General features: G+C 66.1%; 12 protein-coding genes. 4 read left to right on the top strand and 8 right to left on the bottom strand.

Annotated elements, in window-relative coordinates; genetic code table 11:
• Positions 1 to 311: 311 nt before the first annotated feature.
• A complete protein-coding gene (locus NX862_RS04335) occupies positions 312 to 2072 on the bottom strand; it encodes a LysM peptidoglycan-binding domain-containing protein (protein ID WP_264492637.1) in 1761 nt (586 codons plus the stop codon).
• A gap of 103 nt (positions 2073 to 2175) precedes the next feature.
• On the opposite strand from NX862_RS04335, the gene NX862_RS04330 reads away from it, so the two are divergent.
• A complete protein-coding gene (locus tag NX862_RS04330) occupies positions 2176 to 2733 on the top strand; it encodes an LOG family protein (protein WP_264492636.1) in 558 nt (185 codons plus the stop codon).
• Here the strand turns inward: NX862_RS04330 and rarD are convergent.
• The 7 genes from rarD to NX862_RS04295 all read right to left on the bottom strand — a co-directional run bounded on the left by rarD (position 2688) and on the right by NX862_RS04295 (position 10207).
• Complete coding sequence (rarD, locus tag NX862_RS04325) at positions 2688 to 3551, bottom strand: EamA family transporter RarD (protein ID WP_264492635.1); 864 nt, start codon at positions 3549 to 3551, stop codon at positions 2688 to 2690. The genes NX862_RS04330 and rarD overlap by 46 nt on opposite strands.
• A gap of 212 nt (positions 3552 to 3763) precedes the next feature.
• A complete protein-coding gene (locus tag NX862_RS04320; protein ID WP_264492634.1) occupies positions 3764 to 4363 on the bottom strand; it encodes a superoxide dismutase in 600 nt (199 codons plus the stop codon).
• Between the two features lie 120 nt (positions 4364 to 4483).
• Positions 4484 to 4918: a hypothetical protein gene (locus tag NX862_RS04315; RefSeq protein WP_264492633.1), complete on the bottom strand. Its 435-nt coding sequence runs from the start codon at positions 4916 to 4918 to the stop codon at positions 4484 to 4486.
• 83 nt (positions 4919 to 5001) lie between these two features.
• Complete coding sequence (locus tag NX862_RS04310; protein WP_264492632.1) at positions 5002 to 5550, bottom strand: sarcosine oxidase subunit gamma; 549 nt, start codon at positions 5548 to 5550, stop codon at positions 5002 to 5004.
• Complete coding sequence (locus NX862_RS04305; RefSeq protein WP_264492631.1) at positions 5543 to 8542, bottom strand: sarcosine oxidase subunit alpha family protein; 3000 nt, start codon at positions 8540 to 8542, stop codon at positions 5543 to 5545. The genes NX862_RS04310 and NX862_RS04305 overlap by 8 nt, the downstream gene beginning before the upstream one ends.
• Positions 8539 to 8862, bottom strand: coding sequence for a sarcosine oxidase subunit delta (locus NX862_RS04300; protein WP_264492630.1), 324 nt, complete (start codon positions 8860 to 8862; stop codon positions 8539 to 8541). The genes NX862_RS04305 and NX862_RS04300 overlap by 4 nt, the downstream gene beginning before the upstream one ends.
• 76 nt (positions 8863 to 8938) lie before the next feature.
• A complete protein-coding gene (locus NX862_RS04295) occupies positions 8939 to 10207 on the bottom strand; it encodes a sarcosine oxidase subunit beta family protein (RefSeq protein ID WP_264492629.1) in 1269 nt (422 codons plus the stop codon).
• A 216-nt stretch (positions 10208 to 10423) separates the two neighbouring features.
• Here NX862_RS04295 and ccmI point away from each other — a divergent pair, with 216 nt between their 5' ends.
• The 3 genes from ccmI to NX862_RS04280 are packed head-to-tail and all read left to right on the top strand — an operon-like array spanning position 10424 to position 12334.
• Positions 10424 to 11614 carry a c-type cytochrome biogenesis protein CcmI gene (gene ccmI, locus NX862_RS04290; protein WP_264492628.1) on the top strand — a complete coding sequence of 397 codons (1191 nt, stop codon included), beginning with the start codon at positions 10424 to 10426 and terminating at the stop codon, positions 11612 to 11614.
• The gene (gene ruvX, locus NX862_RS04285) at positions 11611 to 12111 is read left to right on the top strand and encodes a Holliday junction resolvase RuvX (RefSeq protein WP_264492627.1); all 501 of its coding nucleotides are present in this window, start codon (positions 11611 to 11613) and stop codon (positions 12109 to 12111) included. The genes ccmI and ruvX overlap by 4 nt, the downstream gene beginning before the upstream one ends.
• Positions 12104 to 12334 (top strand): DUF1289 domain-containing protein, encoded by a 231-nt coding sequence (locus NX862_RS04280; RefSeq protein WP_264492626.1) that lies wholly within the window; start codon positions 12104 to 12106, stop codon positions 12332 to 12334. The genes ruvX and NX862_RS04280 overlap by 8 nt, the downstream gene beginning before the upstream one ends.
• Positions 12335 to 12794: the final 460 nt, after the last annotated feature.

Below are 12794 nucleotides of genomic sequence, written 5' to 3'. Positions count from 1 at the left end.
GGGTCTGGTGTCGGGTTTGGCTCGGGGTCCGGTGTCGGGTGCGATCTCTCGTCTGGGTCCGGGTCTGGTGCCGTTCAGGACTCGGTCCGGTGTTGGCGTCAGGTCCGGGCGTCAGGTCGGGGCGTCAGGTCGGGGAGGGGGAACGGGTCGGAGGGGGGCTGGTCGGGCATAGGCCCTCTGCCCCGCCTTGCGACGGGCCTGGAGGCAAGAGCGCGCGGTGACGCAAAAGGGCGCGGCCAGGCAAAAGCGCGCGGCGATGCAAAAGGGCGCGGCCCGCCTGGGGTCGCGCCCGATCGGCGAGGCTTTGGCGCCTATTCCTGCGGGATGGCGAAGACCTGGCCGGGATAGATCAGGTCCGGGTCTCGGATCTTGTCCTTGTTGGCCTCCCAGACCTGGACGTAAAGATAGCCGTCGCCAAGCTGCTGATTGGCGATGCCCCACAGCGTATAGCCGGGCTGGACCGTCACAGTGACCGGCTTGACTTGGGGAGCGTCTGGGGCAGCGTCTGGGGCAGCGTCTGGGGCAGCGTCTGGGGCAGCGTCTGGGGCAGCGTCTGGGGGAGCCTCTGCGGAAGTCCCCTCCGCCGTCCCCGTATCTGCCCCCGTATCTGCCCCCGTATCTGCCCCCGTATCTGTCCCCGTATCCGCGGCCGTATCGGTTCCCGTATCCACCGTTGTAGCAGTCCCCTCCGCAGTCCCCGTATCTGTCCCCGTATCCGTCTGCGCGGTGGCCGGTTCTGTCGGGCCGGGCTCTGCCAAGGACGCCGCGCCCGAGGTGGTCTCTTCTGGCGAAAGAGTATCCCCCGTTGTGTCCCCGGCGGTGCTCAATGTGGTGCCTGCGGTGCCCTCCGTCGTCACTGTCGCCGTCGTCGCAGTCTCCGCATCGGAGGCGGGCTCCGCCGACGGGGCCGTGGCCGAGGCGGCGTCACCCGAAGTCACGGCCTGGACCGCTGCCAGGGCCGCCACGGATTCCCGTTTGAAGGGCGTCTCATACCGCGACACGACCTTGCCGGCCCCGTCGATCTCGTCGACGCGCAGCGTATGGACGCCCTCGGCCATGCCCTCTTGCGTCAGGTTCCAGGCGCCATCCGCCCCGATCACGACGGGCGCCCCAAGGGGCTGGTTGTCCATATAGGTCTGGACGCGGTTGCCGGGACTGCCCTTGCCGCCCAGTTGCACGATCTGGGGCGAAGGATAGGCGATCGTCTCCAGCGTCACATTGCCCGTGACCTGAGGCGCCGCAGGAGCCTGCAGGACCTGCGCCCCCTCTTCGGTCACAGCGACCGCGGCCGGGGCAGTGGTCGGCGCGGAGGCCGGGGCAGAGTCTGGTGCGGAGTCTGGGGCGGAGGCTGGTGCGGAGGCTGGGGCCTGCTCTCCCGCGCCATCGGCACTGGCCGTTTCGGCGCTGGTTTGAGAGGCCGCCTGCTCCGGTGCGGGCTCTTGCTGCATCGCCGTCTGCTGCATCGCCGTCTGGGCGATGGCGACCGCGCCGCCAAGGGCCTTGACCGAGCCATCGGGCAAGGTTGCCTCCATGGTCATCAGGCGTCCTGCGCCACCGGGGGTCAGCGCAAACAGCGCCACGAACTTGCCATCGGCATCGGCCTGGGCCTCGGCCACTCTGGCGCCATCCAGCAGCAGGGCAACCTTGGCACCGGGCGCCACCTGACCGGCCACGACCGTCTGGCCATCGGGCTCGACGCGGACGATGTCAAAGCGGCTTTCGGCAGCAGAGGCCGGAGCCAATTCGGGGGCCAATTCGGGGGCCAATTCGGGGGCCAATTCGGGGGCAGTTTCGGGAACAGTCTGAGGGGCCTGCGTCGCCGCCGCCTCTCCAGAACCCGCCTCCGCATCGGCGGCAGGCGCCTTGGTCGGCGCGGCCGCCGGCGCTTCTGCCGAAACCGCACCCGTCCCCTCTGCCCCAGCCGTCCCCTCTCCCTCGGGCGCCGCCGCAAGGTCTGGTGCCTCGGGCGCGGGTTTGGCCCCGAAAAGCTGATACGACCCCAGCCCCAAAAGGATCGCCACGATGGCCCCCAAGGCCGCCTTGGTCCCGGTCCCCATATCCTTCAACGCCATCCCATCCCCCTTTGCCCGGGGCGCATTCTCCGCCGCCCTCGCGCTTTCCTTTGACCTTGGATACGGTTATGCCCGGCCCACAGCAGGAATCCAGAGTTTTCCCATGAACAGCGCCCAAAACCCCAGCCCCCGTTCGCTTTGTGTCTTTTGTGGCGCGCGGATGGGGACGAACCCGGCCCATGAGCAGGCCGCCCGCAGCCTTGGCCAGGCCATCGCGGCCCAGGGCTGGCGGCTGGTTTACGGCGCGGGGGATGTCGGGCTGATGGGGGCCCTGGCGCGGGCCGTCCAAGAGGCGGGCGGCGCGACCTTTGGCGTCATACCGGTGCATCTGATGCAGATGGAAGTGGGCAAGCGCGACCTGTCCACTTTTGTCGTCACCGAAACGATGCATGAACGCAAGAAGGTCATGTTCATGAACGCCGATGTGATCGCGATGCTGCCCGGCGGCGCGGGCTCGCTGGACGAGTTCTTCGAGGTCCTGACCTGGGCGCAGATCGGCTTGCACCGCAAACCGATCTGGCTGATCGACGTGGCGGGCTATTGGGGGCCGCTGCTGGCCCTGCTGGATCATGTCATCGACCAGGGCTTTGCCGCGGCCTCGCTGCGCGACCTGTTTCAGGTGCTGACGCTGGACGAGGCCCTGGCGCGACTGGAGAAATAAAGCGCGATGGCGGCCCAGATCAGCGCCAGCGCGATCCCATGCCAGGGGGAGACGACCTCGCCCATGATCACCCAGGCCGAAAGGAACTGCAGACTGGGGTTGAGGTATTGCACCAGCCCCGTGGTGGCCATCGAGACCCGCGCCGCGCCATAAGAAAACAGCACCAGCGGCAAGCCGGAAATCGGCCCCGCCACGGGCAACATCAGCGTATGGTAAAGGTCATGGCCGAAAAGGCCGCCCCCCTGCCAGGCCAACCAGACCAGCAAAGGCGGCGCGATGATCAGCACCTCGGCCAGGACGGTGATCAGGGCCGCGCCGCGGACCCCGCGCTTGACCGCCGCATAGGCCGCAAAGCTCAGCGCCAGGGCCAGAGAGACGACCGGCACGACGCCCAGGCCCCAGGTCAAAAGCCCCACCGCGACGGCCGCCAGCCCGATGGCCCAGACCTGTCCCCCCCGCAGCCTTTCGTGAAAGACCAGGGCGCCAAGCCCGGCCGAGACCAGCGGATAGATGTAATAGCCCAAGGAGGCCTCGACCGCCCGCCCCCCTGCCACGGCCCAGATGAACAAAAGCCAGTTGAACCCGATCAGCCCCGCCGCCAGCAGAACCCGCCCCCGCTGCGGCCAAAGGGCGCGCAGGGCCCCAAGCTCGCCGCGCAGCCCCAGCCAGACCCCGAACAGCACCGCCGTCCAGATCGACCGATGCGCCATCATTTCAAAGGGCGGCACCTCGGGCATGGCGTGATAATACAGCGGCGCAAAGCCCCAGACGGCACAAGCCGCCACAATCGCCCAAACCCCCACCCGCTCTGATTTCATCTTTTCACAAATATCCACGGGGTTTCCAAAGGGGCATGTATGCCCCTTTGGGCAGGGGGGTCGGGGGACGGCAGTCCCCCGATGGGGGGTCCGATGGGTATGCCACTTGGTTCGCCACTGGTTCGAGAAACAAGTGGCATGAGCCCCCTGGCCACCGCGCATCAAAAAGCCCGCCTGCAAGGGCGGGCTGATTGATGCGCAACGGGGTCAGATCACAGCTTGGCTGCGACCTTTTCCCAATCGACCAGCTTGTCCAGGAAGTTGGTCAGGTAAGCCGGGCGTTTGTTGCGGAAGTCGATGTAATAGGAATGTTCCCACACATCGCAGCCCAGCAAAGCGGTCTGACCAAAGCACAGCGGGTTCACGCCGTTTTCGGTCTTGGTGACTTTCAGGGCACCCGATGCGTCCTTGACCAGCCAAGCCCAGCCCGAACCGAACTGGCCGGCGCCAGCGGCGGCGAAGTCTTCCTTGAACTTGGCGACAGACCCGAAAGCCTCGACCAAGGCCTTTTCCAGCTCGGTCGGCATCACCTTGCCACCCGTGCCCATGATCTCCCAGAACAGAGCATGGTTCCAGTGCTGCGAGGCATTGTTGAAGATGCCGTTCTGCGCGACCGAAGTGGCGTTATAGGTGCCCACGACGATCTCTTCGACCGACTTCGACTCCCATTCGGTGCCGGCAATCAGCTTGTTGCCATTGTCGACATAGGCCTTGTGGTGGATGTCGTGGTGATATTCGAAGGTCTCTTTCGACATGCCAAGCGAAGCCAGCGCGTCATGGGCATAGGGCAGATCGGGGAGGGTGAAGGCCATGGGAAACTCCTGTTGGCGGGTTCTGCCTCAATAAGCTTACGGCAGGGGGCAAGGTCAAGGGCGGGCGGGCAGAAATCGCCATCTGGGGAGGGCAAAGGATGGGAGGCAAAGGACGGGGCGTCAATGCGCGGCGCAGAACCCCTCGCCCTCGGCTTGCAGATCGCCTGCGATGCGCGCCTCAAGGCTGATCGCTCCGGACAGATCCAGCCTAGCGCGAAAGCTGACATCGACAGGGTTGCCCCAGGTGTCGGAGGTCCGCACTTCCCAGCGGAAGGTCAGGCGGGTGACTTCCTCGGCGACACGGGCCACCTGGGGGCGCGACATGCGGGCCTTGATCAGCCCGTCATAGACCTGGGCCGTGACAGAACCCGGGGCATGGTCGAACAGGTATTGCGGCGCGATCAGCCCCTCGGCCCCCTGCCCCCGGCGCAAGCGACACTCGATGATGGCGGCCTGGGCCGTGCCCATGCCAAGCCCCAGCATCACGCCCGACAAAAGCCCCAGCGACAGGCCCCAGGCCAGCCGCACTGACACGCGTCCCCACAATCGCAACATGACGAAACCCCGAAGTCACACCCGGGGTTCAGCCTGTTCCCTTTTCGTTTGCAGGTCCAGTTAACGGGACGACTTGGGGGCAATCACCCCAATTCTGCCCCATTTGCGGCCGAAGCCTTAAGGATTCCCATCACATACGCCGCCACCGAGCGGAAGCAGACCAGCGTATAGCCCTCGCCCTCGACCCAGATCGCGGCGGCGACTTGCGCGGCGCGCGAACGGCGGAGTTCGTTCGGCCCCAGACGCGCCACGTCGATCGGCCCAAGCTTTTGCACCACTTGGCCCGCCTTGGCGCCCTCGATGCGAAAGATCGCCCGGGCATCCGAGACATCGACGGCCAGGTGATGCTGGCCCTCCAGCGACTGGCCAAGGCTGGCCAAGGCAGAGGCCACCTCCGCGTAAGGCACCAGGATCAGGTATTCATCCGGGCTCATCCAGCCCGCACCCTTATCCGTCGTGCCGGTCATCTGGCGATGGGCGGGCAGCGTAAGGCCAAGGGCGGCAAAGGCAGCCTCCAGCCCCGTGACATCCGCCTTGGCGCGGAGTGAGATCATGCCCAAGGGCCCGATCTCGCGGACGGTCACGAAACCTTCGAAAGAGGCGCCCTGCAAGGCGCTGACAGCATTAGACATTCTGCATCTCCCCTTCCTTGTCATAGAAGACCGGATCGACGATCCGCGCCTGGACGCCCTTGCCCGAGACGGTGTTGAAGGTGACAACCTCGCCCATCCGGGTCAGACCGCCCTTGATCAGGCCCATGGCGATGCCCTTCTTCAGCGTCGGGCTGAAATAGGTCGAGGTCACGCGGCCCTGGACATTGCCCTGGCCATTGGCATTGACGCCCGGGGCGATGATATAGGCGCCATCCGGAATGACAGACCCATCCAGGGTTTCAAAGCCCGCCAGTTTCCAGCGGTCGGGCGAGGCGAGGAAGGTGCGTTCCTGCCCGCGTTTGCCCAGGTAATCCGCCTTCTTCTTGCTGATCGCCCAACCCAGGTTGAGGTCTTGCGGGATGACCGTGCCATCGGTCTCGTCGCCGATCATGATGAAACCCTTCTCGGCCCGCATGATATGCATGGCCTCGGTCCCGTAAGGCACGACGCCGAATTCGGCCCCGGCCTCCATCAGCTTTTCCCACAGCGCCAGGCCGTGACCGGCCGGGACCGCGATTTCATAGGACAGCTCACCGGAGAAGGAGATGCGATGCACCCGCACCGGCAGGCCACCCAGGGTGCCATCGGCAAAGGTCATGAAGGGCATGGCCTCTTTGGAGACATCCATGCCGCCCAGCTTTTCCAGCACTTTGCGCGCCTTGGGACCGGCCACGGCGATCTGGGCATATTGCTCGGTGACATTGGCGGTATAGACCTGCCAATCCCACCATTCGCATTGCAGCCAGTCTTCCATATGGGCGTGGATACGCTCGGCCCCGCCGGTGGTCGTGTGGCAAAGCCAGGTGTCGTCGGACAGGCGGATCACCACGCCGTCATCGGAAAGGAAGCCCGATTCCTGGCACATCAGCCCGTAACGGCATTTGCCGACGCCAAGGTTCGACATGACATTGGTGTAAAGCATATCCAGGAACTTGCCGGCATCCGGACCCTTGACGATGATCTTGCCCAGGGTCGAGGCATCCAGAAGCCCCACGCCACCCCGCACCGCGAGGATCTCACGGTCGACGGCCTGGCCATGGGTCTCGCCGCCCTTGGGATAGCAATAGGCGCGGCGCCAGAGGCCCACGGGCTCCATATAGGCGTTATGCGCCAGGTGCCAATCGGTGATCGGCGTCTTGCGCAGCGGCTGGAAGATATCACCACGGGATTCGCCAGCCAGGGCGCCCAGGGTCACGGGCGTATAGGGCGGGCGGAAGGTCGTGGTGCCGACATTGGGGATATCGTCGTTCAAGGCGCCCGCCAGAACCGCGAGGCCGTTGATATTGGACAGTTTCCCCTGATCGGTCGCCATACCCAGCGTGGTGTAACGCTTGGTGTGTTCGACAGACTCATAGCCCTCACGGGCGGCGAGTTGCACATCGGCGACCTTGACGTCGTTCTGATAGTCCAGCCACATTTTCGACCGCAGCTGGATCGGCGCGCCTTGCGGCATGGTCCAGACGGGCTCCAGCGGGGCTTCCTCCGAGGGCGCTGCCTGGGCTGCGACCCCTGAAGGGGTCACGCCTGCGGCAGCGGCGCCGCTTTGCGCCGCGTCCTCCAACACCTTGGCGGGGGTCAGATGGCCATTGGCCGCGCCTGCCGGATAGACCATCGCCTGGCCGTCATGGCTGGTCGGCGGACGGGTCGCATCGGGGCGGAACATGGCGCCCGCCGCGTCCCAGGTGAGCTTGCCGCCGCAATGGGACCAGAGGTGGACGACGGGGGACCAGCCGCCCGACATGGCGACGGCGTCGCAGGCGATCTCTTCCAGGACGGCGCCTTCGCCAGCTTGCAGGCAGATCGCAACGCCGGTGACGCGCTTGCCGCCCTTGACCTTGGCGATGCCTTTGCCGGTCTCGACCCGGATGCCCATCGCGCGGGCCTTGGTGGGCAGCGGGCCATTGGCTTGGGCCCGGGCATCCAGGATCACCGGGACCGCAAGCCCTGCCTCTTTCAGCGCAATCGCCGTGCGATAGGCGTCGTCATTGTTCGTCACGACCACCGTGCGGTCGCCCGGAGACACCGCCCAGTTGATGACGTAATCGCGCACGGCGCTTGCCAACATCACGCCGGGGATATCGTTGCCCGCGAAAGACAGCGGACGTTCCAGCGCTCCGGTTGCGGCCACGATGCGGGTCGCGCGAATCCGCCACAGACGCTTTTTCGGGCGGCCATCGCCGGGGGTATGGTCGGCCACACGCTCTTCGGCGAGGATATAGCCGTGGTCATAGACGCCTGCCGCCATGGTGCGGATGCGCAGGGTGACGTTCGGCATGGCGGAGAGAGCCGCCACGGTGGCCTTGATCCAGACCTCGGCCGGCTGGCCTTCGATCACATCCCCATCGACCGGAGCGCGGCCGCCCCAATGCGGGGTCTGCTCAAGCAGGATGACGCGGGCGCCGCCGCTTGCCGCAGCCAACGCCGCCTGCAGACCAGCGATGCCGCCGCCTGCCACCAGCACATCGCAGAAGTCATAGGCCTGTTCGTAGTGATCGGCATCGGCATCCTTGGGTGCCTTGCCGAGGCCCGCGGACTGACGGATCACCGGCTCAAAGATATGCTTCCAGGCGAAACGCGGGTGGATGAAGGTCTTGTAATAGAACCCCCCCACCAGAAAGCGCGCGAAGCTGTTGTTCACCGCGCCGACGTCGAATTCCAAGCTTGGCCAATGGTTCTGCGAGGTCATCTCGGCGCCGGAAAACAGCTCTGTCGTAGTGACGCGCTGGTTGGGTTCCATGCGGCCACCGGTGCCCAGATGGACCAGCGCATTCGGCTCTTCGGCGCCGCTTGCCACCAGACCCCGCGGGCGGTGATACTTGAAGCTGCGGCCCAGAAGCATCTGGTCGGCACCCAAAAGTGCGGAGGCCAGCGTATCGCCCTGATAGCCACGCAAACGCTTGCCATTGAAGGCGAAATCCAGCGCCTTGGAGCGGTCCAGAAGACGGCCCCCTTTCGACAGACGGGTGCTCATTGGAAACCCTTCCACTCCGGCCGCTTGGCCTTGATCTTGTCTTGCAGGTCTTGCGGGGGCGCACCCACTTGCGCCGGATAGGTGCCAAAGACCTCCAAAGTGGCGGTGCAGCGCGCGGCCAGGAACCACTTGCCGCAGCCATAGGCATGGCGCCAACGTTCGAAATGCACGCCCTTGGGGTTCTTGCGGGCGAACATATAGGCCTCGAACTCCTGGTCGGTCGAACCAGGACCGAAGCGCTTCAGATGCGCTTCGCCGCCGGGGGAAAGTTCGGTTTCGTCAGCCATGACCCCGCAGCAGGGGCATTCAAGGATCAGCATGTGGTGCCTCCTGCAAGGGAGCGCGCATCGCAGCCGACAGCGCGCAAGGGAGTATTTGGATCAGTATGAAAGGACATCAGTGGGCCACCCCCGCCGCGACGCTTTCGTCGATGAAGCGGCCTTCCTTGAAGCGCCACATGTCGAATTCGGCGGCAAGGGGCCCGGGTTCGCCCTTGGCCATCAGGTCGGCCATGGCCCAGCCCGACCCCGGAATGGCCTTGAAGCCGCCCGTGCCCCAGCCGCAGTTGATGAAGCAATTGCCAAGCGGGGTCTTCGAGATCAGCGGCGAGCGGTCGCCGGTCATGTCCACGATCCCGCCCCATTGGCGCAGCATCTTCAGGCGCGAGATCATCGGGAAGGTCTCGATCAGGGCGCGCAGGGTTTCCTCGATGTGGTGGAAGCTGCCGCGCTGGGTGTAGTTGTTGAACCCGTCGGTGCCACCGCCGATCACCATTTCGCCCTTGTCCGATTGCGACATATAGCCGTGGACGGTGTTGGCCATGACGACCACATCCATGCAGGGTTTGATCGGCTCGGACACCAGGGCTTGCAGCGCAACCGCCTCGATCGGCAGGCGGAAGCCCGCCATTTCGGCCAGCTGGCCCGAATGGCCCGCGACCACGAAGCCGACCTTCTTGGCGCCGATATAGCCCTTGGTCGTCTCGATCCCCGTCACCACGCCACCCGCCGAGGTCACGCCCTTGACCTCGCATTGCTGGATGATGTCCATGCCCATGGCAGAACAGGCGCGGGCATAGCCCCAGGCCACCGCGTCATGGCGTGCCGTGCCGCCGCGCTTTTGATACAAAGCGCCCAGGATCGGATAGCGCGGCCCGTCGATGTTGATGATCGGCACCAGCTCTTTCACCTTTTGCGGCGAAATCCACGAGGTTTCAACGCCTTGCAGCGTGTTGGCATGGACGGTGCGCAGATAGCCCCGGACCTCGTGATGGGTCTGGCCCAGCATCAAAAGCCCGCGCGGCGAGAACATGACGTTGTAATTCAGGTCCTGCGACAGGTTTTCATACAGGCTGCGCGCCTTTTCATAGATCGCGGCCGAGGGGTCCTGCAAATAGTTCGACCGGATGATCGTCGTGTTGCGCCCGGTGTTGCCGCCGCCCAGCCAGCCCTTTTCGATCACCGCGACATTGGTGATGCCGTGGTTTTTCCCCAGGTAATAGGCGGTGGCAAGGCCATGTCCGCCGGCCCCCACGATGATGACGTCATATTCCTTTTTCGGCGCGGGCGAGGCCCAGGCCTTTTCCCAGCCCATGTGCCAGGACAGGGCTTCCTTGGCGAGGGCGAAGACGGAATAGCGTTTGGAGGGGCGCGGTTGGGCGGTCATGGCTTGGGCCTCTATCTGGCGGGCGCGATGGTCTATCCATGGCAGTCGATCCGGTTTTATCTGAGCCCCCCAGCGTCACAATGGGGAAAATTGCGACACAATGTCGGAGAAACCAAGGTTGCCCCCCCTCACAGGGCCGTGGGTCGCCCCGGTTTGCCCTTTTGTCGGGGGGCATGGCCGGGTAATCAGGGGGGGATTTGGCGAAAAGGGCGGGACATGATCACCTTCTGGATTTCGGCCGCGGCGATGGGGCTGATGGTGGCGCTGGTTCTGGTGCAGGCGCTGCGGCGCGGCGCCGAGAGCGAGGGCGCGGCCGATGTCGCCATCTACCGCGACCAACTGGCCGAAATCGCCCGCGACCAGGCCCGCGGCATCCTGGCCGAGGAAGAGGCCGGGCGGATGCGCATCGAGGTCTCACGCCGGCTGCTGGAGGCCGATCAGCGCGGCGAGTTGGCCACCGTGGGCACCGGCGGTTGGGGTCCGGTGGCGGTGGTCGTGGCGGCTCTGGTCCTGGCCCTGGGGATCTATCGCGGCATTGGCCCCTGGGAGGGGCTTGGTGCGCCGGGCTACGACGATTTGCCCCTGGTGGCGCGGCTTGCGGCCTCCGAGGCGGCCTATGCGGGGCGGCCCAGCCAAACCGAAGCCGAGGCGGCGCGGGGCCCTTGGGTGGCGCCAGAGGGCTCTGACCCCGCAAGTCTGGACCTGCTGAACAAGCTGCGGGCGGCGGTGGCGGGGCGGCCCGATGATCTGCAGGGTCAGGAATTGCTGGTGGAAAACGAGGCCGCCTTTGGCAACTTTGTCGGCGCGCGACAGGCACAAGAGGCGGTCGTGCGGCTGAAAGGGGCTGCGGCGGGGGCCGAAGACTGGCTGAAGGCGGCAGAGCTTGCGATCTATGCCGCGGGGGGGCAGATCACCCCCGAGGCCGAAGCGGCGCTTGGCGAGGTCCTGACCCGCGATCCCGCCAATGGCGCGGCGCGCTTCTGGATCGGGCTGATGGCGGCCCAGGTCGACCGGCCCGACCGCGCCTTCCAGATGTGGGAGCCGCTGTTGACGGAGGGTCCGCCGGATGCGCCCTGGATTGCCCCCATCCGCGAGCGGATCGAGGCCATCGCCGCGGCGGCGGGCGTGCCCTTTAGCCTGCCACAGGGCGGCCCCTCGGCCTCGGATATGGCGGCGGCGGCCGAGATGTCGGGCGAGGACCGTCAGGCGATGATCGAGACCATGGTGGCGGGGCTGGAGGACCGGCTTCTGTCCGAGGGCGGGCCCTTGGAAGACTGGGTCAAGCTGTTGAATGCGCTGAAGGTTCTGGGGGCGGTGGATCGGCAAAAGGCGGCCTATGACGCGGCACGCGCGGCCTTTGCCGCCGACCCCGCCGCACTAAAGACGCTGAACGAGGTGGCGCCTTGATCTTCACCGACATCACGGAATTTGCCGCGATCTTGCCCCGGCATGGCGCCTTGGCCGGGCTGGACCTGGGGACCGTGACGATTGGTGTGGCGATTTCGGACACGCGGCGCCAGGTGGCCTCGCCCTTTTCCGTCATCAAGCGGGTCAAGTTCCAGGCCGATGCGGCGGCCCTGCTGGAGATGTGCCAAAAGCGCGAGGTCGTGGGGCTGGTGCTGGGCCTGCCCTTGAACATGGATGGCTCACGGGGGCCACGGGTGCAATCGACCGAGGCCTTCGCGCGCAACCTTGAAAAGCTGACCGCGCTGCCGATCACCTATTGGGACGAAAGGCTGTCGACGGTGGCGGCCGAACGCGTGCTGTTGGAGGCGGATACGTCGCGCAAGCGTCGCGATCAGGTGATCGACCAGGTGGCGGCGGGCTATATCCTGCAAGGTGCACTGGACCGGATGGAGACGCAAACCCGTCTGGCCGCAACCCGGGGGCCAAGCGATGAGTGACGAGGTCTGGAAACGCGCCGAGGTCGAAAGCCCCTGCGTCAAGGTCTGCGTGATCCACCCCGCGGCCCGGCTTTGCGTCGGCTGCTTTCGGTCGATCGAGGAGATCTCGGGCTGGGGCCGGATGACCTCGGCCGAGCGGGCTTCGGTCATGGCCGACCTGCCGGGGCGGGCATCCGGCCTGACCAAACGCCGCGGCGGGCGGATGGGCCGCCTGGCCGACTGAGGCCAGGGCTTGCGCCGGCCATGGCGTCAGGGATGGGGGAAGGCGGGTGGGCCTTGCCCTGGGGGGTAGGCCTCGCCGCTCAGGGTGGGCCTTGGCCGTAAGGGTGGCCTGCCGGAATGGCTTGGCCTGGCTGGACGGCCAGAGAAGAGCCGAACCGTGCTAGTCTCTCTCAAGGGACACCGCAGGGCCGAGACATGGCTTTTGTTCCCCGCCTAGGGCCTGCGGTCTCCCCCCTCTTGCGGCTTGCGGCGGCGATGGGATGTGGTGCCTCGCCTGGGGAGTGCCTTCGGCTGGCGAAGAAAAGGCCTCTGCAGGCCCCGCAGTCTCAGGCCCCAAAGGCGCGTTCCGAACGGACAAGAGGATCACTGGCCGCAGAGGATCACCCCTCGGCAGAGGCCCCACAGCCTCTGGCCCCACAGCCTTGGGCCCCGCAGCCGGCGGGCGATCACGCGGCGCCTCG

This window comes from Stagnihabitans lacustris (assembly GCF_025950525.1).
Classification (GTDB): Bacteria; Pseudomonadota; Alphaproteobacteria; order Rhodobacterales; family Rhodobacteraceae; genus Stagnihabitans.
This window is presented reverse-complemented; position numbering and strand designations above follow the sequence as displayed.